This window comes from Longibacter sp. (genome assembly GCF_051155795.1).
In the GTDB taxonomy this organism is placed as follows: Bacteria; Bacteroidota; Rhodothermia; order Rhodothermales; family Salinibacteraceae; genus Longibacter.
Genome location: NZ_DAXETW010000009.1, coordinates 1 through 21,931 on the forward strand (window position 1 = coordinate 1; position 21,931 = coordinate 21,931).

Annotated in this window: 22 protein-coding genes and 2 tRNA genes; 8 read left to right on the forward strand and 16 right to left on the reverse strand. The window is 61.8% G+C overall.

Going from position 1 to position 21,931, the window contains the following annotated elements; translation table 11 throughout:
• Window positions 1-231 precede the first annotated feature (231 nt).
• The 6 genes from ACFCU0_RS01630 to ACFCU0_RS01655 all read left to right on the forward strand — a co-directional run bounded on the left by ACFCU0_RS01630 (window position 232) and on the right by ACFCU0_RS01655 (window position 6,219).
• Window positions 232-855: a DUF2911 domain-containing protein gene (locus ACFCU0_RS01630; protein WP_434971914.1), complete on the forward strand. Its 624-nt coding sequence runs from the start codon at window positions 232-234 to the stop codon at window positions 853-855.
• A 67-nt stretch (window positions 856-922) separates the two neighbouring features.
• Entirely contained in the window at window positions 923-1,984 is a 1,062-nt protein-coding gene (locus ACFCU0_RS01635; protein WP_434971915.1) for a CobW family GTP-binding protein, read from the forward strand.
• Between the two features lie 87 nt (window positions 1,985-2,071).
• Window positions 2,072-3,481, forward strand: coding sequence for an alkaline phosphatase (locus tag ACFCU0_RS01640; RefSeq protein ID WP_434971916.1), 1,410 nt, complete (start codon window positions 2,072-2,074; stop codon window positions 3,479-3,481).
• A gap of 70 nt (window positions 3,482-3,551) precedes the next feature.
• Window positions 3,552-4,232 (forward strand): ABC transporter ATP-binding protein, encoded by a 681-nt coding sequence (locus tag ACFCU0_RS01645; protein WP_434971917.1) that lies wholly within the window; start codon window positions 3,552-3,554, stop codon window positions 4,230-4,232.
• Window positions 4,229-5,653, forward strand: coding sequence for an ABC transporter permease (locus tag ACFCU0_RS01650; protein ID WP_434971918.1), 1,425 nt, complete (start codon window positions 4,229-4,231; stop codon window positions 5,651-5,653). Before ACFCU0_RS01645 ends, ACFCU0_RS01650 begins: the two co-directional genes overlap by 4 nt.
• A 44-nt stretch (window positions 5,654-5,697) precedes the next feature.
• Window positions 5,698-6,219 carry a DUF3299 domain-containing protein gene (locus ACFCU0_RS01655; protein WP_434971919.1) on the forward strand — a complete coding sequence of 174 codons (522 nt, stop codon included), beginning with the start codon at window positions 5,698-5,700 and terminating at the stop codon, window positions 6,217-6,219.
• A 375-nt stretch (window positions 6,220-6,594) separates the two neighbouring features.
• Here the strand turns inward: ACFCU0_RS01655 and ACFCU0_RS01660 are convergent.
• Both ACFCU0_RS01660 and ACFCU0_RS01665 read right to left on the reverse strand, forming a co-directional pair.
• Window positions 6,595-6,671, reverse strand: a tRNA-Arg gene (locus ACFCU0_RS01660).
• 74 nt (window positions 6,672-6,745) lie between these two features.
• Window positions 6,746-6,988 (reverse strand): hypothetical protein, encoded by a 243-nt coding sequence (locus tag ACFCU0_RS01665; protein WP_434971920.1) that lies wholly within the window; start codon window positions 6,986-6,988, stop codon window positions 6,746-6,748.
• Window positions 6,989-7,235: 247 nt separating this feature from the next.
• On the opposite strand from ACFCU0_RS01665, the gene ACFCU0_RS01670 reads away from it, so the two are divergent.
• Window positions 7,236-7,547, forward strand: a complete 312-nt coding sequence (locus tag ACFCU0_RS01670) for a hypothetical protein (protein ID WP_434971921.1) — start codon at window positions 7,236-7,238, stop codon at window positions 7,545-7,547.
• Window positions 7,548-7,691: 144 nt separating this feature from the next.
• Here the strand turns inward: ACFCU0_RS01670 and ACFCU0_RS01675 are convergent.
• The 10 genes from ACFCU0_RS01675 to nusB form a co-directional block, all read right to left on the reverse strand.
• A tRNA-Pro gene (locus ACFCU0_RS01675) sits at window positions 7,692-7,769 on the reverse strand.
• A 111-nt stretch (window positions 7,770-7,880) separates the two neighbouring features.
• Window positions 7,881-8,033 carry a DUF4295 family protein gene (locus tag ACFCU0_RS01680; RefSeq protein WP_434971922.1) on the reverse strand — a complete coding sequence of 51 codons (153 nt, stop codon included), beginning with the start codon at window positions 8,031-8,033 and terminating at the stop codon, window positions 7,881-7,883.
• Window positions 8,034-8,129: 96 nt separating this feature from the next.
• On the reverse strand, window positions 8,130-8,294 hold the full coding sequence (gene rpmG / locus ACFCU0_RS01685) for a 50S ribosomal protein L33 (protein WP_434971923.1): 165 nt from the start codon (window positions 8,292-8,294) through the stop codon (window positions 8,130-8,132).
• A gap of 101 nt (window positions 8,295-8,395) precedes the next feature.
• The gene (gene rpmB, locus ACFCU0_RS01690; RefSeq protein WP_434971924.1) at window positions 8,396-8,632 is read right to left on the reverse strand and encodes a 50S ribosomal protein L28; all 237 of its coding nucleotides are present in this window, start codon (window positions 8,630-8,632) and stop codon (window positions 8,396-8,398) included.
• A 236-nt stretch (window positions 8,633-8,868) separates the two neighbouring features.
• The gene (locus tag ACFCU0_RS01695) at window positions 8,869-9,696 is read right to left on the reverse strand and encodes a phosphosulfolactate synthase (protein WP_434971925.1); all 828 of its coding nucleotides are present in this window, start codon (window positions 9,694-9,696) and stop codon (window positions 8,869-8,871) included.
• Between the two features lie 87 nt (window positions 9,697-9,783).
• Window positions 9,784-11,046, reverse strand: a complete 1,263-nt coding sequence (locus ACFCU0_RS01700; protein ID WP_434971926.1) for an FtsX-like permease family protein — start codon at window positions 11,044-11,046, stop codon at window positions 9,784-9,786.
• A 28-nt stretch (window positions 11,047-11,074) separates the two neighbouring features.
• A complete protein-coding gene (locus tag ACFCU0_RS01705) occupies window positions 11,075-11,899 on the reverse strand; it encodes a hypothetical protein (protein WP_434971927.1) in 825 nt (274 codons plus the stop codon).
• A 159-nt stretch (window positions 11,900-12,058) separates the two neighbouring features.
• Entirely contained in the window at window positions 12,059-13,156 is a 1,098-nt protein-coding gene (gene ychF / locus ACFCU0_RS01710) for a redox-regulated ATPase YchF (protein ID WP_434971928.1), read from the reverse strand.
• Window positions 13,157-13,400: 244 nt separating this feature from the next.
• The gene (locus ACFCU0_RS01715; RefSeq protein ID WP_434971929.1) at window positions 13,401-14,096 is read right to left on the reverse strand and encodes a metallophosphoesterase family protein; all 696 of its coding nucleotides are present in this window, start codon (window positions 14,094-14,096) and stop codon (window positions 13,401-13,403) included.
• 152 nt (window positions 14,097-14,248) lie between these two features.
• On the reverse strand, window positions 14,249-14,731 hold the full coding sequence (gene nusB / locus ACFCU0_RS01720; RefSeq protein ID WP_434971930.1) for a transcription antitermination factor NusB: 483 nt from the start codon (window positions 14,729-14,731) through the stop codon (window positions 14,249-14,251).
• Window positions 14,732-15,011: 280 nt separating this feature from the next.
• On the opposite strand from nusB, the gene ACFCU0_RS01725 reads away from it, so the two are divergent.
• Window positions 15,012-17,513, forward strand: a complete 2,502-nt coding sequence (locus tag ACFCU0_RS01725; protein WP_434971931.1) for a DNA internalization-related competence protein ComEC/Rec2 — start codon at window positions 15,012-15,014, stop codon at window positions 17,511-17,513.
• Between the two features lie 656 nt (window positions 17,514-18,169).
• Here the strand turns inward: ACFCU0_RS01725 and ACFCU0_RS01730 are convergent.
• The 4 genes from ACFCU0_RS01730 to yajC all read right to left on the reverse strand — a co-directional run bounded on the left by ACFCU0_RS01730 (window position 18,170) and on the right by yajC (window position 21,718).
• Window positions 18,170-19,483, reverse strand: coding sequence for a glucose-6-phosphate isomerase (locus tag ACFCU0_RS01730; protein ID WP_434971932.1), 1,314 nt, complete (start codon window positions 19,481-19,483; stop codon window positions 18,170-18,172).
• Window positions 19,484-19,788: 305 nt separating this feature from the next.
• Window positions 19,789-19,956 (reverse strand): hypothetical protein, encoded by a 168-nt coding sequence (locus ACFCU0_RS01735; protein ID WP_434971933.1) that lies wholly within the window; start codon window positions 19,954-19,956, stop codon window positions 19,789-19,791.
• 136 nt (window positions 19,957-20,092) lie between these two features.
• Complete coding sequence (ribB, locus tag ACFCU0_RS01740; RefSeq protein WP_434971934.1) at window positions 20,093-21,343, reverse strand: 3,4-dihydroxy-2-butanone-4-phosphate synthase; 1,251 nt, start codon at window positions 21,341-21,343, stop codon at window positions 20,093-20,095.
• A 48-nt stretch (window positions 21,344-21,391) separates the two neighbouring features.
• Window positions 21,392-21,718, reverse strand: a complete 327-nt coding sequence (yajC, locus tag ACFCU0_RS01745; RefSeq protein WP_434971935.1) for a preprotein translocase subunit YajC — start codon at window positions 21,716-21,718, stop codon at window positions 21,392-21,394.
• Window positions 21,719-21,931: the final 213 nt, after the last annotated feature.

Below are 21,931 nucleotides of genomic sequence, written 5' to 3' on the forward strand. Positions count from 1 at the left end.
GGCAGTCCGGCCTCGATGGTCGAGGTGCTCGCCGACACGCCCGTTCGGTTCACGTACGACCCGGTGGCCATCCGGGGCACCTTCACAATCGCGAACGGAGCAGAAGGTGGCGTGCGCTATCAACTCCGCCGAGCATCGCGAGAGGACTAGGGCTCGTCTGAAATAACGGCGCCCCCTCACGTTTTACCCTACCTGGAACCGTCATATGAACGAACAGTCAGCGCCTGCCGAATGATCAATCGCATCTCTTTGAAAGCCGCCTGCCTTGCGGCTGCATGCCTCCTCGCCACCTTTGCGGCGTGGGTACCCTTCGCGGACGCGCAGCATGGCGGAACGTCCGACGCCCTGGCCGAGACGTTCCTCGTCGAGGGCCTCCGGGTGGATGCCACCGATCCGCCGCCGGGGAGTGCCGTCGGGCGGGCCGGGGCGCGGATGCCTGACGGCGGCTACCTCCACGTCACGTACGGCAAGCCGTACAAACGCGGGCGGCAGATTTTTGGCGGCCTGGTCGGATTTGGGCACGTGTGGGTGACAGGCGCCCACCGCGCCACCGAGCTCGTCGTCACGGTGCCGGTAACGGTGGGCGGACAACCGCTGGAGCCCGGCGTCTACAGCCTGTTCACCACGCCGCAGCCGGAGCAGTGGACGCTCCACCTCAACCAAGCCCTCGGCATGCACCTCGCCGACGAGTACGACCCCGCCCTCGACGTGCTAACCGTAGACCTCACGCCCACGACGCTCGATGTACCCGTCGAGGCGCTCACTATCGACTTCGCACCTGCCGAGAACGGGGCGGATCTGCGCATTCAGTGGGACCGCACCGCCGTTACGGTCCCGATTCGTCTTCAGGAATGACTCTCACGGAAAGGACCAAGCCGCTAATCCTCCTGCTTACACATTCGCGATATAGCGAGCCATCGCCATGACCGAAGCCCCGTCGTCCCCCGTCCCCGTCACCCTTCTTTCCGGCTTTCTGGGAAGTGGCAAGACGACCTTGCTCAACCGGCTGCTAGAGGGACTGTCCAACAAACGGCTCGCCGTCCTTGTGAACGACTTCGGCGATCTCAACGTGGATGCCGACCTGGTCGTCCGCCAGGATGCCGACGTGCTCCGACTGCAGGGCGGCTGCATCTGCTGCACGCTGCAGGGAAGCATCGCGTCGACCCTGACGTACATTCTCGGACGCCCGTCGCCACCGGAGCATATCCTCATCGAGGCCAGTGGCATCTCGGACCCCGTACCCATTGCGGTGCAACTCATGATGCCGGGCCTGCAACAGCATCTTCGCCTCGACAGCGTGCTGACGGTGATCGATGCCGACCGTGCGCCCTATGGCGATCAGGCAGATATCCAGCACCTGGTGGAATCCCAGATCAAAACAGCCAACATAGTCCTGCTCAACAAGGCCGATTTGGTAGACGACGACCGCCTTCAGGAATTGCGGGCCTGGATCAAAGACTACACGCCCGACGCACGCATCCTGGAAACCGTCCACGCCAACGCCCCGCTTCCTCTTCTTGTTGACCAACAGGTCGATCTGGATCTTTCGGGGCACGCTCATAGGCACGAGCATGAACACAACCACAGCCACGAGCACAATCATGAAAACGGGCACAATCATGAAAACGGGCACAACCACGAGCACGGGCACCACCATGAGCACGACCACGAGGCTACCTTCCGGCGATGGGCGTACAGGTCCAATGTGCCATTTACGACGCTCGATGATGTCCGACGCGGATTGGGCGCGTTACCTGACTCGATTCTTCGGGTAAAGGGGTTCATCGCCACGGAGGCAACGCTTGCACAGCGCGTGCTGCTCCAGATGGCCGGACGGCGCGTCTCGTTTACTCATCATGGAGCATGGCCCGAGGCACCTCACACGGCGCTTGCCATTCTCGGATTACCGGATGGCCCAAGCGATGCAGACGTGCAGTCCGTCTTGAACGCGCGTCTCGCTGGACCGGCTGCGTTTACGCAATGATAACCGAATGATTTGCACCGAACGCGAAGTCGCCTGCGTACGCAAGTACGCCAACGCCCTCCCATCCTCGCTTCGCTTCACCCAGATATGCTCACCCAACTGCTGCGCGCCCCGCTCGCCAGTCTTCTGGTCTTTTGCCTGCTGGCCGCTCCATCGGTCGTTGCACAACCGGCTAACCATTCCACCCGCACGGCCGACCAGGCACCAAAGAATATCATTCTGCTGATCCCGGACGGATTCGGTCCGGCCAGCGCCACATTTGCCCGCGACTACATCCGTGCCACGACGGGACGGTTCGAGCTTGCTTTCGACTCGTTGCACGTCGGAAGTACCCGCACGGCCTCAAGCGACAGCCGTATTACCGACTCGGCCGCCGCAGGAACGGCGCTGGCGACCGGGCACAAAACCTACAACGGAGCGATTTCGGTCGACTCGACCGGCCAACCCGTTGCCCACCTCGTAGAGGCCGCGGAGGAACGGGGGATGGCCACCGGGCTCGTCGTAACCAGTCGAATCACGCACGCCACGCCGGCGGTCTTTTCCGCGCATGTCCGCGACCGTGGGGAAGAGGACCGCATCGCGATCCAGCAGTTGGACGCGGGCATTGAAATCCTCATGGGCGGGGGCCTGCGCCATTTCCTGCCCGAAGCAAGCGGAGGGCAGCGCACCGACGGGCGAAACCTGGTAGACGAAGCGACGGAGGCGGGCTATCACGTGGTGCGGTCGGCCTCCGCGCTGAAGCAAGCACCTCGAGAAGGTGCGTTGCTCGGCCTGTTTGCCGACAGTCACATGGCCTACGAGATCGACCGTGCGCAGACGCAGCAACCCAGTCTGGCAACCATGACCGGGCATGCCCTCGACCGGCTATCCGGAAGTGAGGACGGCTTTTTCCTGATGGTGGAGGGCAGCCGCATTGACCACGCCGGACACAGCAACGATGCCGCAGCGCACCTGCACGACATTCTCGCGTTCGAAGAGGCTGTCACGGCTGCACTGGACTACGCCCGGTCAGACGGCGAAACGCTCGTCCTCGTCCTCTCCGACCACGAAACCGGGGGACTTTCGGTCGGGCGCAACCGGGATGGAGAAGGCATCTACCAGTGGCATCCCGAACCGCTGGCGAAGGTGTCGGCATCCCAGGGGGCCATGGCCCGCAGCATTATGGCTGGCGAGCAGCCGGAGCGCGTGCTCGCCACGTCGGCAGGAATCGACAGCCTCAGAGCGGAGGAAACCCAGCGGCTTCACGCATCCACGGGGAATCCACGGGCGCTGCATGCGGCCCTCAGCGAAATCATCGGACGACGCAGCCTCGTGGGTTGGACGAGCCTTGCCCATACCGCGGTCGACGTCAGTACGTATGCCTACGGCCCGGGGTGGGAGGCGTTTATTGGTTCGCACGAGAACACGTATATCGCCACGGCCCTCGCCCGGCTGCTTGGCGTAGACTTGCGCGAATTGACACCCCGTCCGGAAGCAGCCGTGAACCCGGCACCTTGACAGACATGCGCGCATCACCGTCTCACGTCCTATCCGCTCTAATTTTCACATCGAACCACGAGAGCGCGTCATGATCCTCCTCGAAGGGATTGAGCATCGGTACGACCAAACGGTCGTTCTCGACCTTCCCAGCTTCCGGGCCGAGCAGGGTGAACACCACCTCGTGCTCGGCCGCTCCGGAAGCGGTAAGACGACACTCCTTCACGTCCTGGCGGGCCTTCTTCGTCCAACGGAAGGGCGGGTGGTGGTCGCGGGCGAGGATCTCGCTGCTCTCGAAGGCGATGCCATCGACCGCTTCCGGGGCCAACATATCGGCATTGTGTTTCAAGAGATGCACCTCTTGCGAACACTGACGGTGGAAGAAAACTTGCTTCTGGCTCCCTACATGGCCGGACTGCCGCAAGACGTGGACCGCGCTCGCGAGGTGCTTCAGGGCCTCGAGGTAGAAGAGAAGGCGCAGGCGTACCCACATCAGCTCTCGGTCGGGCAGCGACAGCGGGTTGCGATCGCGCGGGCGGTGATGAATCGGCCCCGCCTCTTGTTGGCCGACGAGCCCACCTCCAGCCTTGACGACCTTCGAGCGGAGCAGGTGCTCGATCTTCTTGTGCAGCAGGCTGAAGCCCACGAAGCCACCCTCCTGGTCGCCACGCATGACCGTCGCATCATCGGGCAGTTCTCCCATCGCCTCGTCCTTGACGAAGCGGGCAGGGTCAAGCCGTCTCCAGTGAACGCAAACCCGGAGAGGACATGAACCTTCTCAAGTTGAGTGCCTCGTACCTCCGCCAGCGCCCCTTCAGCACGTCGTTGAACGTGCTTATCCTCGCGCTCGGCATCGCCACAATCGTCGTGCTTCTGCTTGTCAGCGATCGCGTCGAGCAAAACCTCACGCGCAACGCCGAAGGCATCGACCTCGTCGTGGGCGCCAAGGGAAGCCCGCTCCAACTCATCCTCTCCTCCGTGTACCACATCGACGCGCCGACGGGAAACATCTCGGTGGCCGAGGCCGAGGCGCTGATGGAGAACCGGGCCGTTGCCGAAGCCATGCCCCTCGCCCTGGGTGACTCGTACCGGGGCTTCCGCATCGTCGGAGCGACACAGGCGTACGCCGACCACTATGGGGGTGAGGTGGCGAGAGGGCGGTTCTGGTCCGGTACGATGGAAGCAACGCTCGGTGCGGTTGCCGCCCGTGAGGTCGGCCTGGACGTCGGCGACGTCTTTTACAGCGCGCACGGACTCGGTGCAGGCGGAGAAGCCCATGATGAGCACCCGATTAAGGTGGTCGGCGTGCTCGCCGAGACAGGAACTGTCTTAGACCGCCTGCTTCTGACGAGCATCGAGACGGTTTGGGACGTGCATGGCGCGCACGGACACGACGACGATCACGGCGATGAGCACGAGGGTCACCACACGGACGAGGATGCCGGGCATGACCATGGACATGACGAAGACCATGCGCATGCTGACGATCACGCGCACGATGCGGATCATCAGCGTGCTGAGTCGGAGGAGAACCACGCCGTGAGCGCACGTACAGACGAGGGAGACGGTTCGCCGGACGGCGCGCCAGATGCGACGCTGTCGGCGAGCGGACCGCCTGGCCTCGCGGGCCAGACGTCTACGGCGCCTGCGCGGGAATACACGGCCGTGCTTATTCGCTACGCATCCCCACTTGCCGCCGCGTCTTTCCCCCGGTACGTCAACACGCAAACCGACCTACAAGCGGCTGCGCCGGCATTTCAGACCGCACGGCTCTTTAATCTCCTCGGCGTCGGCTTTGATGCGGTCCGTGCCTTCGGGCTCGTCCTCGTCCTGGTCGCCGTACTGAGCGTCTTCGTTGCCCTACTGAGTGCGCTCAAAGACCGGCGGTACGACCTCGCGATGATGCGGACACTTGGGGCGTCACGGCGAAAGTTGATGGCCCACGTCCTCCTCGAAGGGCTCATTCTAGCCGGGATGGGAACGCTTCTTGGGCTCGTGCTGGGCCACGTGGCAGCCGCCATTCTGGGAGGGGCCGTGGAGCAGGCCCAGGGAATGGCGTTGGGTGGGTTTACGGTCGTTACAGGGGAAATTATCGTCGTTCTCCTTGCCCTTGCCGCCGGCATCGTAGCCGCGCTCCTACCGGCATACCAGGCGTACCGTACCGACATCGCCCGCGTCCTCGCTAAAGGGTAACGCAAGCACGAATCCCCGCAATACAATCTTCATTGGTCATTTCGATGAATGCACTCGCGAATAATGTCCGTCTGAACACGAAAAGTCCGTCGGGCGCATCGCTTCGTTCGCTGACGCACGTTTGGAGGATCTACGGCCTGGTATTGGCGGCGCTTCTCATCGCGACGGCAGGGTTGGCCCCGTGGGCCTGGGCCCAGGAAGAAACATCCTGGGAGACCCTCATGCAGGCCAGCATCGAGGAGACGTCGACGCCGGAAGGCCTGGTGTGGACCCCGGTGTTCCCTTCGGAGATCGAGGCTCTCGACGGCACCTCCGTGCAGGTAGCCGGCTACATGATCCCACTCAGTTTCGAGAAAGAGCAGACACACTTTCTCATCAGCGCCTACCCGGGCGACGGGTGCTTTTTTCACCTCCCGGGCGGCCCCAACTCCGTGGTTGAGGTGAAAGCCGACCGGGGAATGGACTTCACCTACGACACGATCGCCATTACGGGTCAACTGGAGCTACTCCACGACGACCCGTGGGGCCTCATGTACCGGCTGACGGACGCAAAGCCGGTGGAGTGACGGCCTTGCGCCATGAATGCCTCTCTCACGTCGGCTCTGGACGGAAGAACCAACGTTCGCACGGGTCCTCCCCGACCTAAGGATATTCGGGCCTCCGCCTGGATAACGTATACCATTTCGCCGAAACGGTCGTGACCTCCCGTTCACGGACGGATTCTAAGCATACCGGCCTTGATGTTTACGCCCCGGTGGATCAAGCCAAAGGGGCATCCTGATATGGAGCAGGACAACGACAAAGACGTGTCCGCCACATTTTTAGAGAAATGGGATTAGAAAACGCAGGATCGAACGTCGTGAGCAGACAGAGAAAACGCCCGCTCCAAACAAGCTGGAGGGGCGATAGCGCCCACCAATAGAGCGCCCATCAAAAACAAATGGCGCGCCCGGCAGGATTCGAACCTGCGACCTGCGGATTAGAAGTCCGCTGCTCTATCCAACTGAGCTACGGGCGCGTGTATCCTGTTCGCGGTTAGGACGGGCAGAGAGGTCTGCATCGCGTCCCTCGTGGACGAGAGGTGGGCGCGCGCTACACCGGCTGATCGACGTCCACCAGATCATTCAGATCCAGAGCGACGGTCTCCGGCTCGGGACGGAGCCAGTCCTTCAACGCCACCGCGGACGGCCGGACGTCCATCGGCAACTGGGAGCGACAGGATGCGTCATCGCATGCCATCGGGTGCCCGCATCGGCCGCAGCAGTCGTGGGGTAGCGCATACGGAAGGTTGCAGTGCGGACAGAGCGTGATGAATACGTCGGAAGAGAGGTCCACAAGGTCGGGCGGCGAAAGGAGTTCCGGCTGGGTGTACTATAATACAACGGAGAAACGAACCAAGACTACAAACCGAAACCGGATTTTTTGAAATTTTGCCCCTCTGATGGACTCGGCATGCGGCGTTTGCAACGGACGGGCGTGTGGGAGAAGGCTCTACACCGGAGGCAGGGGCCGCCTGTTTAAATTCGTGTTCGGTGTGCTCATATTGCCGGACCATCGTGACTGCACGGCCTAAATGGTACGTATGGCACTTTCTCTCCCCAACGCCACCGGCAGCAACGTGCCCTCTTTCGCGTCCGAGGCGTTCATTCGCTTCGATGGCTGCTGGCAGCGGGCGAGCAAACAGCCCCTGACGGACGCCATTCACGCGTACGAAGCACATTACGGCGAACCGACCGGTCACGGCAGCAACTGGGTCGCCGTGGCGATTCGCCTGCAGGACCGTATGCTCTTCATCGTCAGCCGCCACGGTTGGAAGGACGTCCTGAGAGGGGATTCACCGGGCGAGATTGCCCACCGTATCCGAAACCTGACGCGGGGTTGCATGCGCCGGTAATCCAGACGTCGAGCGAAGCACCACATCAAAACAGGTCACGCCCGCTGAAGCTGCAAAAACGCCTCTCCCGGTTCTTCCGGAGGAGGCGTTCACGTTCTATCGTACCGTACCCGCGGTGTCTGACCCGGGCCGGCGATGCGTCGTTGGTCGGGGCGGCCGGATTCGAACCGGCGACCCCCTGCTCCCAAAGCAGGTGCGCTAACCGGACTGCGCCACGCCCCGAACGTCATGCGGAAGTGATCTCGAGGTGGGCCCCGGCGGTGAGAATCGATTCGGCGATCCGTCTTCCCTCCCGCCCGTGAGAAATCAATCGGCTCTCACGGAGACCACCGCTTACTTCTTAGCGGCGCTCAGCTCGTCCTGCACATTGTCGAGTGGCACCACCTTCTGCTTGAAGCTGTAGTGGCCGTTCTCTTTTTTCTGCGCAACGATGATCTTCGCCATCTTTCGCGAAGCCGCGCCTTTTTTACCTTTCGTCTTTGCCATGACTCTGCCTTCCTGATCGCGTGATTCAGAGATTATGCCTGCACCCGGCGTCGCCCGTCCATACGGACAGCGACCGTTTCACCGGCGGTCAGGCTGCTATTTCTTCTCCCGGTGGAGCGTATGCTTACGAAGAACCGGGTTGTACTTTTTCAGCTCGAGCCGATCGGAGGTATTCCGACGGTTCTTGGTCGTGTGATACCGCGACGTGCCCGGGGCTTCGGTGCACTCGAGGATGACCTGGATGCGATTGCCTTTAGCCATTAGTCTTCAGTGTTCAATGTTCAGAACGACGCGAAGGAGGACGGCCCCGGGCCGCAGGACGTCACGAGCGACCGGAGCGATAACGACACCGGAGCGGTGCGTCACACGTTGATGCCCTGCGCGCGGGCTTCCTTCAGCACCGCTTCAATACCCTTCTTGTTGATCGTCTTCAGCGTCTTGGCCGACACCTTCAGCGTGATCCAGCGATCTTCCGAAGGGATGTAAAACCGCTTCTTCTGCAGGTTGCGCTGGAAACGCCGCTTCGTCTTGTTGTTCGACTTGGAAACGTTGTTTCCCGTCACCGGTCCCTTGCCGGTCAGGTCATCTTTGCGGGCCATGAGTACGCCTTCGTCTTCTAGGAAATTGCCGCGTGCGTCGTGTGGAAAAAACTGCCCCCGGACCCTGCGATGACAACCATCGCGAGCGTCGCGTGGACAGTCTCTTTGAAGTATGACAAACGGGAAAATGTTTATGAAGAAGCCGCAGAAAGGGCGTTGTTCCGGTTGCGCGGTGCCGATTTCACGGTTCGACCACGAAATCCGGGATCCAGATCGCCCGGGCGGCACTGCCCCGTTCATGCGTCGCTGCTGCGTCCGTCACCGGCGCCGTTGTTCGACAGAGCCGGTGTAACGCCGGGCGTGAGAAACTCGAACAGGGTGTCGCCGCGCAGCCCGAGCCGGAGCGTCTCCAGCGGGATGACCTCCTGCGGCTGAATGTTGCCAAGGTTCACGTTCGCGCCCTGGTGCTTGATGAACCAGACCTGCTGCATCTTATTGGGCGCCTCGAAAATGATATCGGACGGGTCGACGCGGGCGACGATTTCGTCGACGAGGCCGGTCCGAATCTCGCCGTTCGGACGGAAGAGACCCGCGGTCCCGGTCTCGCGCGACTCGGCAATCACCTTCCAGCTCCCGGCTTCGAGCTCCGCCTGCATCGCCTCCACCCAGCGGTATGGCGGCATGATGTTGTTGGCGTCCTTCGAGCCGACCTCGCTCAGCACGCGAAAGTCCTTCGCAAACGACGAGATCACCTCCAGCTTTTCCTCATGGGCCATGGATACCGAGCCGTCGGAAATCTCGACGTGCTCCACGCCGAGGTCGTCCAGCATGCGACGGTACGTATCGAGCTGATCCCGCAGGAAGAACGCTTCGAAGAGCGTCCCGCCGAAGTAAATCGGGATATCTGCCTCCTGATAGATCGCGAGCTTCTTCTCCAGGTTGGGCGTGATCACCGCCGTCCCCCAGCCAAGCTTGACAACATCGATGTACTCGGCGTTGACTTCAAGGATGTCTTCCACCTGTCGAGGAGCCAGCGCCTTATCCAGCATGTGGGTAAGGCCACGGCTGCGCGGCTTGGACGGGCGCTTCGGAAGACCAATGACGTTGTATTCGTCGCGTATCATGGTTGGTGAAAATCGGGGAGAAGGTTGAGCGGGTGCGTTCGTGCCGTACGGACCGACTGCCGGAACGAAACAGGATGACGGGGACAGTCAGGTGTCCAGATGAACGGCCTGCGCCGGCTCGATGGCTGCGGCCCGCGCGGCGGGATAAACCGCAGCAAGCACGCAGAGGGCGAACGATACCGCGGCAATGACCACGATATCGAGCGGCTGAATCACTACAGGATAGGCATCGATCATGAATGATTCGGCCTGAGCCATGGGAACGAGCTTGAAATGTTGCTGAATGAGGGCCAGACCGAGGCCCAAAACAAGCCCCAATCCCGTGCCAACGCCGCCAATAAGGGCGCCCTCCGTCAGGAAAATGCGTTTAATGTTTGACTGCGACACGCCCATCGCCCGGAGGACGCCCACGTCTCGCCGCTTTTCGATCACGACCATCGTGAGGGACCCGACGATGTTGAACGCGGCTACGACCACAATGAGGATAAGAATGGCCGACGCCCCCCACTTCTCGAGCCGCATTACGTCATAGAGCGACTTCTGCAGGTCGTACCACGTCTGCACCTCGAACCGGGCGCCATCCAGTTGCCCCTGGAGCTTCGCCTTCACCGCATCCGCCTGATCCAGGTTCTGGATGCGCAGATCCACGCCCGACACACGTGAGCCGGTCTGGAAAAGGCGCTGTGCCTCCTCCAGACCGATGAAGACGTGGCTCTGGTCGAAGGCGGCCTGGACCTCGAACAGGCCGCGCACCTCGAAGCGCCGCACCGGCGGCACACCGAAGACCTGCGTCAGCATCCGCTCGATGGAAGGGGCGGACAGCAGCCCAACGTTGCTCGCCGACTGGTTGGAACCGCCGGGATACAGCCCCAGGCGGTTGCCGAGCCCCATTCCTGCGACGAGACCGGGGACGCCGTTGCGCGTCGAAACGTCAAACGACCCGAACCCGGTCTGCTGGACGACTTCGGTCTCTTCTGCCATCGTCGCCGGGTCCACGCCCCGAACAACCACGACGCGATTGGCCGGACCGCCGTCATGTACCAGCAGCGCCTTGCCTTCCACGTACGGCGCCGCAGCCACCACTTCGTCCATTTCGCGCGCCAGCGCCACGAGGGAGTCCGCGTTCGCTACGCCTCGCGCATCGGTGCTAACGACCCGTACGTGCGGATCGATGGACACGAGCAGGTCGCGGACGAAGTCGTAGAACCCGTTCATTACCGATAGAACAACGATCAGCGCGGCTACGCCGAGCGTCACTCCCGTCATCGAGATCCCCGTGATGATGGAAATCAGAGACACGTCGCGCCGGCTGAACAGGTAGCGACGGGCAATTTGAAGTCGGTAATCCACGAGACTGGGGCGACAGCAGAAGCGGGCGTTACTCGCTAAGCATCGGCGTAGGGGAGGTGAAGGCGTCGTCCGGCACGTCGGTCGGAGCCCGGAGTTCGTTCGTCAAGATCGCCCGCTGTCGGCCTTCATGCCGTTCGGCAAGCCGGACTTCCCCGCCGGGCGCGGAAAGCGCCACGTACCCCGTCCAGTCGAACGCAGCCGGGGTCGCGTCGGCCGCCATGCTCTGAAGGCGAAAGGCCCACCGGTCGAGAAGGCCCGTCTCCTTGTTCACGTAGAGCCAGTACTCGTCGTCCGGCGTCAGGCCGACGTCACCAAACGTCAGGTGGATCACGTCGTGCCCGGCCTGTGAGGAGTCGGCAACGTACGACCGGTTGACGCCCTCATCGAACACCTTCAACGGGGCGAGGAGCCAGTACGTGTCGTTGATAAAGCGCTGGTAGCCGGTCTGCAGAAGGGATGCCTTTTCCTCGCCGCTGACCTCTTCGCCGCCCTGGTATACCGTGCCGGTGACGCTACCGGGACTCGACGCATCCGTCTGAACGATGATGACGGTCTGCGCGGTGTCTGGAAGTTCGATCCGGTACGCACCGGTCTGCCGGTTCCACAGATTCCGGGCGACGAGCTGGGTCTGACCGCCCCCTTCAACGGCGAAGTCGAACCGCAGGTAGGGCAGCGTCTCCCACGCATCGAGGCCGTGCGCTTCCACCATGCGCTGGGCGATGGTGTCTGCCTTCGACGGATCGGTGTCCTGCGCGCTTGCCGGCATCGCGAGCCCGGCTGTGACGAGCAGGATCAGACTCGCAAGGAGAAGGGGACGAACGGTATTTCGGGCGGAGATTTGTATACCGGACATGACGCTAAAAGCGGAGTTATCAACAGGTTGTGGACGGGCCGTGGACAACCGGCAGCATGTGCGAAGACCGACCTGAAACGTACGGCACGGCGATGTGGATTCGCAGACGATCGACGGGTCGTTTCGTCAGCTTCACATCCGACGCCCGACTCTGCAGGGTCAAACGTTGAAGCGGAAGAGCATCACGTCGCCATCCTTCACCTCGTACTCTTTGCCCTCCGCGCGCATCACACCGGCCTTCCGCGCTGCGGCTTCAGAACCGTGCTCTTCGTAGTCGGAGAAATGGATCGTCTCTGCCTTGATGAAGCCCTTCTCGAAGTCCGAATGGATCTTCCCGGCCGCCTGTGGGGCATGCAGGCCGCGGGTCAGCTGCCAGGCCCGCGCCTCCTTCGGCCCGGCCGTAAAGAAGGTGATGAGCCCGAGGAGGTCGTACGCCGCCTTGATCAGGCGCTCGAGACCCGACTGCTCGAGTCCCATTTCCTCGAGAAACAGACGCCGCTCCTCCGGATCGTCGAGCTGGGCAATCTGGGATTCGACTTCAGCCGAAATCACGACCACCTCAGATCCCTCGGCATCGGCGACCTCTCGAACGGCATCGACATGCTCGTTTCCGTCTGGCAGCGCGCTCTCGTCCACGTTCGCGGCGTAGAGAACGGGCTTGCTCGTCAACAGGAACAGCTCGTCGACGATCTCCTGCTCCCATTCCCGGCCCTCGAAAGACCGCGCCGGGTGCCCGTCGCTCAGGTGGTCATGCAGCTTCTCGCAAACCTCCAGCTCCTTAACGGCCTCTTTGTCGCCGCTCTTCGCGGGTTTCCGCTGCTTCTCGATCCGCTTTTCGACCGACTCCATATCCTTCAACAGGAGCTCGGTGTTGATCACCTCGATGTCGCGCACCGGGTCCACCGAACCGGACACGTGAACCACGTTTTCGTCGTCAAAGCAGCGCACGACGTGAACGATGGCGTCGACCTCGCGGATGTTCGCGAGAAACTTGTTGCCGAGGCCCTCGCCCTCGGATGCGCCCTCCACAAGGCCGGCGATGTCGAAGAACTCGATGGTCGCCGGCGTCACCTCGGCGGATTCCGCCATCTCAGCCAGCGTATCGAGACGATCATCCGGAACCGGCACGACGCCAACGTTCGGGTCGATGGTACAAAACGGATAGTTGGCCGACTCGGCGCCGGCATTACTCAGCGCGTTGAAAATGGTCGATTTGCCGACGTTGGGCAGACCGACGAGGCCGCAGCGAAGCGCCATAAACGTACAGGGATCTAAAGGATGCAGACAACAACAGCAGATCTTTATCTCCCGTACGATCCCGCTGTTCCGCGCCACGTGCCCCCTTCACCGCGATTTGGTCGGTTAAAGGCAGCCTGGAGGCTCGAACATGCGAATGTTTAAACGGAGGAACGCCCTTACCAACAAAGCCCCCAAAAGCAGGTGCACCGCACCCCATAAAGCACCCTCACACATTCATACCTTCACACCCTCAAACCGCACGTCACCCTTCATACTCAACGTCCACGAACTCCCGCTCCGGGAGGCGAACGGCTGTCAGGCGTCCCATGCCGGGCTGCATGTGGTAGACGCACCCGGTGTCGATCATGATGAGGCGCTCCTTGTTAATCGGCTCGGGCTGCGGCGTGTGTCCACAGACGATCGTTTTGTCCCAGGCATACTCGCTGGCCTCCAGGTGGCCGCGTTCCCAGAGGAATACCTCTTCGTCGAATTGCTCCAGGTTGTCCTCGACCGAGACATCGGCCTTCAATCCGGCGTGGACAAAGAGAAAGTCGTCGGTTTCGTAGTAGAGTTCGGTACCGCGCACGAACTCTTGATGGGCCTCCGGAATTTCGACATCCGGCTGGCCGTTCTTCATGTAGCTCTGCAGCGTGGCGATGCCGCCGTTGACGCGCCACAGATTGAACGCCCCAGCATTCAGATAGCCGAGCATTAGCGACTCATGGTTGCCGCGTAGAAAGGTGCACTCGTGCTCTTCTCTAAGGTCCAGCAGCCGGTCAATGACTCCTTTCGAATCCGGGCCCCGATCGATGTAATCCCCGACGAACAGCAGATGGTCGTCGTCGGACAGCTCGAGACGTTCCAGAAGGGCGTCGAGCGACTTGGCACACCCATGAATGTCGCCGATGGCAATGAGGCCCATAAGGATTCGCCCTTTCAGGCGGAGCGATGAAATCAAGTCGAGAAGAGATGGCCAGGAGGGGTGGTTTCAGAAAAACCAAACCTGAAGTGGCCGGGGGAAGAGCCCAGATATTAGGAATATATTAGGACTCCCGCAAAAGATCCGACCAAACGTACAGTTCCCGGCGGGTCGGCGTTCGCTTGAAGCTCCTATGGGGCCTCCCCTTGTTCTTGCGGAAGATCCATGCCGACGAGGCCACGCCCGGATTTGTTCAGGCGCCCCTGCTCTTTCAGGTCGGCGAGGGCGGCATCCAGAATGCCGTTGATGAACGTGCCGCTTTTCGGCGTGCTGTACGACTTGGCAATTTCGATCGCTTCGTCAATCGACACCTTGGGCGGGACGTCCTCCATATGGAGGAGCTCAATCACGGCCATTCGAAGCAAAATGCGATCAACAGGCGTGATGCGATCGATGTCCCAGTTTTTCGCGTGCTTGCTAATCACGGCATCCGCCTCGCTTCGCGCATCGACGGTTTTCTCGAGGAGCTTGCGCGCAAACTCCAGTGTGACCGCATCCCCTTCCAGGGCCGGCTCCAGAATGGTGTACACGACGTGCCGCGCGTCTCCACCGCCCATTTCACGGGCGTAGAGGGCCTTCATCACGTACTCTCGGGCTTCACGTCGGCTGCTCATGTGGTGTTAAAACGCGTCAGATGCTGAGAAAGGGGAGTCCGGAAGGGGGAACGAGCAACCGGGAGTCAACCGGTGTACCCAGAAAATCATTGCTCGTATTAGTCAGGCCCGGGCAAGTTCACGTCCTCGCTCCGACTTCATCCACATTTATGTCCGGTAGACCGGGTGCAGCACCGCCCTCTATGGCAGTACTCGTCGCAGACGTTAGAAAATCCCGGCGCCCGGTGTCTTCCAGGTAGGCATCCAGCATCCCCGTCCATGCCGACACCGACGAAACGCCGTGCGCGCCGACTCATCGATTCAATGGGCAACCTATCCGGCCCTGCTCGTCGCCGGGGCACTGTCTGCCGGCATCTTTCTCGCCGAACAGGGATGGTTGCGACCGTGGTGGACGTGGGGCGGAGCCGCCGCCATCAGCATGCTCATGTATGGCCTCGCGGTCTGGGACGATCGCCGGCGCCTGGTGTCCCTCGGCGTCCTCGGTCGACTCGCCGCCGCGGCCATCCTGGCGGTCTCGCTCGGGGCCCTTCGGCTCGTCGTCTTCCAGGCACAGCCGCCGGATCGACTGCACCGCCAGGCAGCATATCTCATAGCAGACGGCGACACCACGACCATATCGGGCGCCATCGTCGATGCTCCCGAGCGCACAGACGAACGGACCCGATTCACGCTCCGCGTCGACACATGGCACCACCCGGCCGGTGACCGACCCGCGACCGGCAAGGTTCGAGTCACCTTCCGAACGTCGCCGTGGGACGACGAGCCGGCACCCTTCCCCGACGTTTTCGAAGGGGATCGCATCTGGGTGCACGGGCACCTCCGTCCACCGCCTGCTCCGACAAACCCGGCCGATTTCAACTACGGGGCCTACCTCCAGCGCCGCGGGATCTACACCTTGCTGACGGCCCGATCTGCGGGCGACGTGCGCATTCGTTCGCGGACCCGATCGCGAGCGCAGATCCTTGTGAACCGGTCTCGATCCCACGTCCGGCACCTGACGCAGCTCCACGTGCCAACGCCCTCATCCCGCGCCATTGTCCACGCATTGCTCCTCGGCGACCGAAGCCGGGTCACGGATGCGCACCGAGACGCATTTGCGCGAACGGGACTGATGCACCTGCTGGCCGTCTCCGGCCTTCACGTTCTACTGGTCGGCATGGTGATCTATGCTCTCCTTCGGCCGATGCTGCATCGATTCCGTCTGCGTTGGCAGCACATCGAAGTCCTGCGCGCACTTCTCACAATCGGCATTCTGGTGCTCTACATGCTGCTGACCGGCCGGCCTCCGTCGGTCGTGCGCGCTGTGGTGATGGCGAGTCTCTTCATCGGCGGCATCGTGCTGCAACGATCGTCCCACACGCTCAACACGTTGGGTGTAGCTGCCGTGATTCTGCTCATGATGCGGCCGACCGCGCTGTTCGACGTGGGATTCCAGCTCTCGCTGTCGGCCGTGGCAGGAATCGTTGTCTTGAACCCGCGCATCGACGCCATCGCCAGGTCCATGCTCCCGGATGATGTTGCCTCATCCGGAGCAGGGGAGTGGCTCCTGTCGATGCTGACCGTGTCGGCCGCTGCAACACTGGGCACGGCGCCCGTTCTCCTGCACCACTTCGGGTTCGTCGCGGTCGGTGGACTCGTACTCAATGTCGTGGCGATTCCGCTTACGGCCGTCGGACTGACCGCCTCGCTCCTGATGGGACTGGCCGGCGCAACGTGGCCGGCAGCCGGATCAGCCTTCGGGATGGCAGCTGACGTCATGCTTCAGTTGCTCATCTTGACGGCCCAGTGGGGTGCGGACTGGCTTGGGGCCGGCGTCCAGCTGGCCTCCCCCGACGCGTTACTGCTCGCGGCAATCGTCTGCGGGACGCTCGTGATCGCGCAGCTTCCCCGCCCACGGCATCGATGGCGACTTGTGACAATAACGGTGATAATCATCACAGCAGGGCAAATGGTCGATGCCTACAACGCCCGGCTCGGACCCGTTCTCACCGTCACGTTTCTTGACGTCGGCCAGGGGGATGCAACGCTGGTGGAAACGCCGGATGGTCGCACGATGCTGATCGATGGAGGTCCGCGCTCGCCGTACTGGGATGCGGGCGCCTCCGTCATCCTCCCTCATCTGAGGCATCGGGGGATCGACCGACTGGATCTGGTCGTCGCCACGCACCCGGATAGTGACCATCTCGGAGGCCTGCCCTCAGTGTTCGAAGCAGTCACCGTCGGGGAGTTCATCCATAGCGGCCGTGGTGCGTCGACAAATCTTTTCGCTGACAGTCGCGAGGTCCTCAACCGGCGTTCCATTCCGCATCGATCGGTCGTTGCTGGAGACACTCTTGATCTGGGGCCCCACCTCGCCGTCGAAGTTCTCGGTCCGCCACCCCGACGGATATCATCTACCTGGTCTGAAAACGACGCGTCCGTTGTGCTGGCGCTGACCTACGGAGCTACACAAATCCTCCTTCCGGGAGATGTCGAAGGTCATGGCGAGGGGTGGCTGGTCCGAACGTATGCCAATGAACTCGACGCCAATGTCGTTAAGGTGGCTCATCATGGCTCGGCAACGAGCAGCTCTTTGCCTTTCGTCCGTGCCGCCGTTCCCAGATCCGTCCCTGACGCGCTGGCGGTGATTCCAGTGGGGCGCCGCAATCGATTTGGAATGCCCGTTCCAGATGTTGTGACACGCTGGCAGAACTCTGGCGTGAACCTGCTTCGAACCGACTTCAACGGGGCGATACGGGTGGTCAGCGATGGGACGTCGGTTTCGGCAACGACGATGCTCTGAGCGTTAACGCGGATTCATTCACAGGTAAACCTGAACGTCCACCACCGTGCCTCAACAAGCACGCACAGGATTGAAATCATTCCATTAACGGAATACAGTGCGGACGACTTCCGGTATATGGTCCTATACCGATGTTGGTGGTAAGGGAACTGGTATAGTGCGCGTCGACAACGCAGTTCGCCAATTTCGGACTTATCCACACTCCCTTACTATGTATTAGGTGTATAAAATTTTTTTAGAAGAGTAGTGATTGTTGTTGGGCGTGTGGATATGTGGAGAACCAGATCACTCACATCGTGCCGGTGCCATTGTGTATAACTTGGGTATGGACTCCCGAAGATGTCCACAGCTTGACGAAGGGCTGGCGGTCGCTGACCGGCATAATCGGCACATATGCCGAAGTTTTCCACGTTTCCACACTTATCCACAGAAAAACCGGGGGTCCGACGCGAAAAGTTGTGAACCGTTGTCCACACTGTTGAGAACTTTCGGAAATGTGTGGACGAACGCACGGGTTATGCACCGCCGTTCGCGCCGGTCTCCCGGTCAAGGTGTTATCAAGACGTTATGCCCTACTTGTCCACGGGTTATCCACAGCGGTGTGGACTGCCGTTTTCGCCGCGGTTTCCGTGGATGTGGAGCACGAAACTGATACATTACTTCCCGAGGCGGCGGTACATTTCGCGCTTATAGTCTTCGACGCCGGGTTGATTGAAGGGGTTGACGTCGAGCAGATAGCCGCTCACGGCGACGGCGTGCTCGAAGAAGTACAGAAGCTCTCCGAGAGGTCCGGGGCTGATCGATTCCATCCATAGAGAAAGGATCGGAACGCCGCCGTCGCTATGTGCCTGCGCCGTGCCTTCGTAGGCGCCGCGCGTCACGTCGGACATGGTTTTGCCGGCGACGTAATTCAGCCCGTCCAGGTCGTCGTCACTTTCCGGAATGGTGAGGTCGCCGTCGTCGTCTTCCGCCATGAGGAATGTTTCGAGGACGATCCGTTGCCCGTCCTGCATGTATTGCCCGAGGGAGTGGAGGTCGGTGGTGTACTGTACGACGGTGGGAAACAGACCCGTATGCTCTTTCCCCTCGCTCTCGCCCATCAGTTGCTGCCACCAGCTTCCGATCGCGCGGAGCTTCGGCTCGAACACAGCGAGGACGTCGACGTCGTACCCCTCCTCCAGCAGGAGGTACCGCAGGCCGGCGTACTGCAACGCGGGATTCTCGTCGGCGTCGCTCATCGCATCGCACGCAGACACCGCGCCGTAGAAGAACGACCGAATGTCGATGCCGGCCGCGGCGATCGGAAGCAGGCCGACCGGCGTCATGACGGAAAACCGTCCGCCGACGTCTCGCGGAATGACGTACTTTTTATACGGATGCTCTTCGCGCAATTTGTTCAGGACGCCCTTTTCGGGATCCGTTGTGACGATAATCCGGTCGTCTGCGTCGGCGAAGTGGTCTTCCATCCATTGCCGGACGAACCGGAAGGAAAGCGCCGTTTCGAGGGTGGTCCCGCTCTTCGAGATCACGTTTACGAAGACGCTTTTCCCCTCCAAGCTCTCAAGCAGCTCCCGAAGGTAGGCACCGCTCGTATGATGGCCGGCGAACAGGATTTCCGGCGGCTCATCGGGATGGTCGCTTTTTCCCGGGAGGTCGGGCATTGCCGGGCCCGTTTGTTTGAAGTACGGCGTTAGGGCATCAATAACGGCTTTCGCACCCAGGTACGAGCCGCCGATCCCGAGGCACAACAGCACATCGGCATCGCGCCGCAGCCGGGCCGCGGTCGACTCGATGTCCTCTAGCAGGGCATCATCCGGGTCGGTGAGCAGGTCGCGCCAGCCCAGGAAATCGCTGCCGGCGCCGGACTTGTCGAGAACCGCCCGGTGCGCATCCGCGAGCCGGGGGCCAAGATCATCGAGGGCACCATCATCGAGCATGTCGGTGGCGCGCGAAGCATCAAGACGAATCATAGACGGAAGCTGGGTTCGTGGAAAAGAAAGGTAGCGTCGAGGCGCTACCGGGAGGAAAGCAAGCCGGGGCGTAAACGTCGGGGTGGCGGGCGTCGCGTCCCGTCAGGCCGAGGATGATCCTGCCGTTCGCGGACCGCTGGTTCGTAACGTACGAATCAGCCGACCGACAGTACGAAAAGAGGGCGGGGTCGCAGGCAATAGTTCTCCGGTGCGGGGGCATACGACCAAAACGAACGCCCCGCTTCCAGGAAGGGAGGCGGGGCGTTCGGGGGTGTTCATATCGGGTAGTACGTGTCGGCGCAGGGTCACTCATCCATGGTCAGGAGGCGCCATGTGCAGAATCCGAGGATGGCGGCGGGAAGAAGCAGGCGGAAGATGTCCGTATCGCTCGCCATGATGCGCGAGCCGAGGATGAACAGGCTGAGTGCCGCCAGAACGAAGTAGATGATCTTTGCGACCTGTTGTCCGGACATGAGGTACCGAGAGGTGGGTGAAGGGACGCTCGTGGATGCGGCGACACCGACAAAGTGAGAAACCCCGGCGCTTGAAGCAAGTCGCTGCTGGATCGGATAGGGGACCACCTGGTTTCGGGCGGCCGGTTAGGGAGCGTTATCCGTTCCCGTCGCCGTTTTTCACGCCTCGCAGGGCGTCGACGAGGAGCGGCGTCACCTGGTCGTCGGTGGCGTGAACGTAGCGGGCTGCGACGTCATCCGGAATTTCAATCGGGACGCGCTCGACGATCTCCAGTCCGTACCCCCGGAGCCCGACGCGCTTCTGCGGGTTGTTCGTGAGCAGCCGGAGCTTGCGTGCGCCCAGGTTGCGGAGGATCTGGCAGCCGATGCCGTAGTCGCGGGGGTCCATGCCGGTGTCCGGCTCAATCTCGCCTCCTTCTTCGGACTGACGTTCCATCGCCCGGAGTTTCGTGAGGAGGCCGGGCTTGCGTGCGCCCTGCATCATATAGAGGACGACGCCGCGCCCCTCGTTTTCGATCATCAGCATCGACTCCGCGAGCTTCTGGTAGCCGCCGGTCGCATCGGCCGCAAAGACGTCACCAATCACATCCTGCGCGTGGGCACGGACCAGCACGGGCTCATCCTCGCTCCAGTGGCCCTTGACGAGCGCAAGATGCACTTCTCCGGTTAGCGTTTCCTCGAATGCAACGAGCCGGAACGATCCGTACGCTGTCTCGATCGGGACTTCCGCCTCGCGCTGAACGAGGCTCTCGTTCTGCATCCGGTAGGCAATCAGGTCCTGGATCGTGATGAACGGCATGTCGAGCTCGTCGGCGAGCTCGGTCAGCTCCGGCACGCGGGCCATGCTGCCGTCTTCGTTCATGATTTCGACCAGTGCCCCCACCGGGCGGAAGCCTGCCAGGCGGGCGAGGTCGACTGATGCCTCCGTGTGTCCGGCTCGCCGGAGGACGCCGCCCGTGCGGGCTTTGAGCGGGAAGACGTGGCCTGGACGGGCGAAGTCGAACCGGGATACATCTGGATCCGCCAGCGCACGGATTGTTTTCGCACGATCCGAGGCAGAGATGCCCGTCGTGGTGTCCTTTTTATAGTCGACCGACACGGTAAACGGCGTGTGGTAGAGCGCCGAGTTGGACTCCACCATCAGGTCGAGGTCCAGTTCGTCGGCCCGTTCCGGGGTGATGGCGGTACAGATCAGGCCGCGCCCCCGGCTGGCCATGAAATTGATCAGCTCCGGGGTCATCGCTTCGGCTGCGCCGATGAAGTCGCCCTCGTTCTCGCGATCGGCGTCATCCACAACGATGACGAGTTCGCCGCGTCGGATCGCGTCGATCGCGTCTTCGATGGCATCAAACGGGCCCTCGGGGCCGCTGTGGGTGGCGTCTGTCATGTTGGTCGCAAGGAGTCGGTCGGGGGCACGGGGCGACGGCCGTCCAGTCTAGTTGTCGTCGCCGCCGACGTTGGCGATGGCCTGCTTGTCGAAGCGAAGCTTTGTCCCGCTGCTGTCGACCTGGACGAGAAGGGAGTCGTCGTCGATGCGGCGCACCGTCCCGTGGATGCCGCCGATGGTGACGATCTTATCGCCCTTTTCCAGGTTGCTGACCATCTCCTCGTGCTCCTCCTGCTGCTTCTTCTGCGGGCGGTAGATGAACAGGTAGAAGACGCCGATCACCAGGATGATCGGGATCAGGAAGCTGATGATTCCACCGGTGCCGTCGGCGGGTTGGCCGCCGGCGAGGAAAACAGGCAGAAGAGACAGGAGCATGTGGACAAAGGCAGTCCGTGAAGGGTCGGGTGACGAGGGTGCCGCAGAGGACCGCCCGCGCGTGACGGGCTGATTCTGCGCACATCACACGTTTACGCACCCGGAAACGCCGGGTTCACCCGCCGGGCCGCCGTAAACCCGCGATTTGGATTCGTTTCCTTTAATTTCAGGCGAACAGACCGTTCACCCGAGGCCGGGCCGAGTTGGGAGACC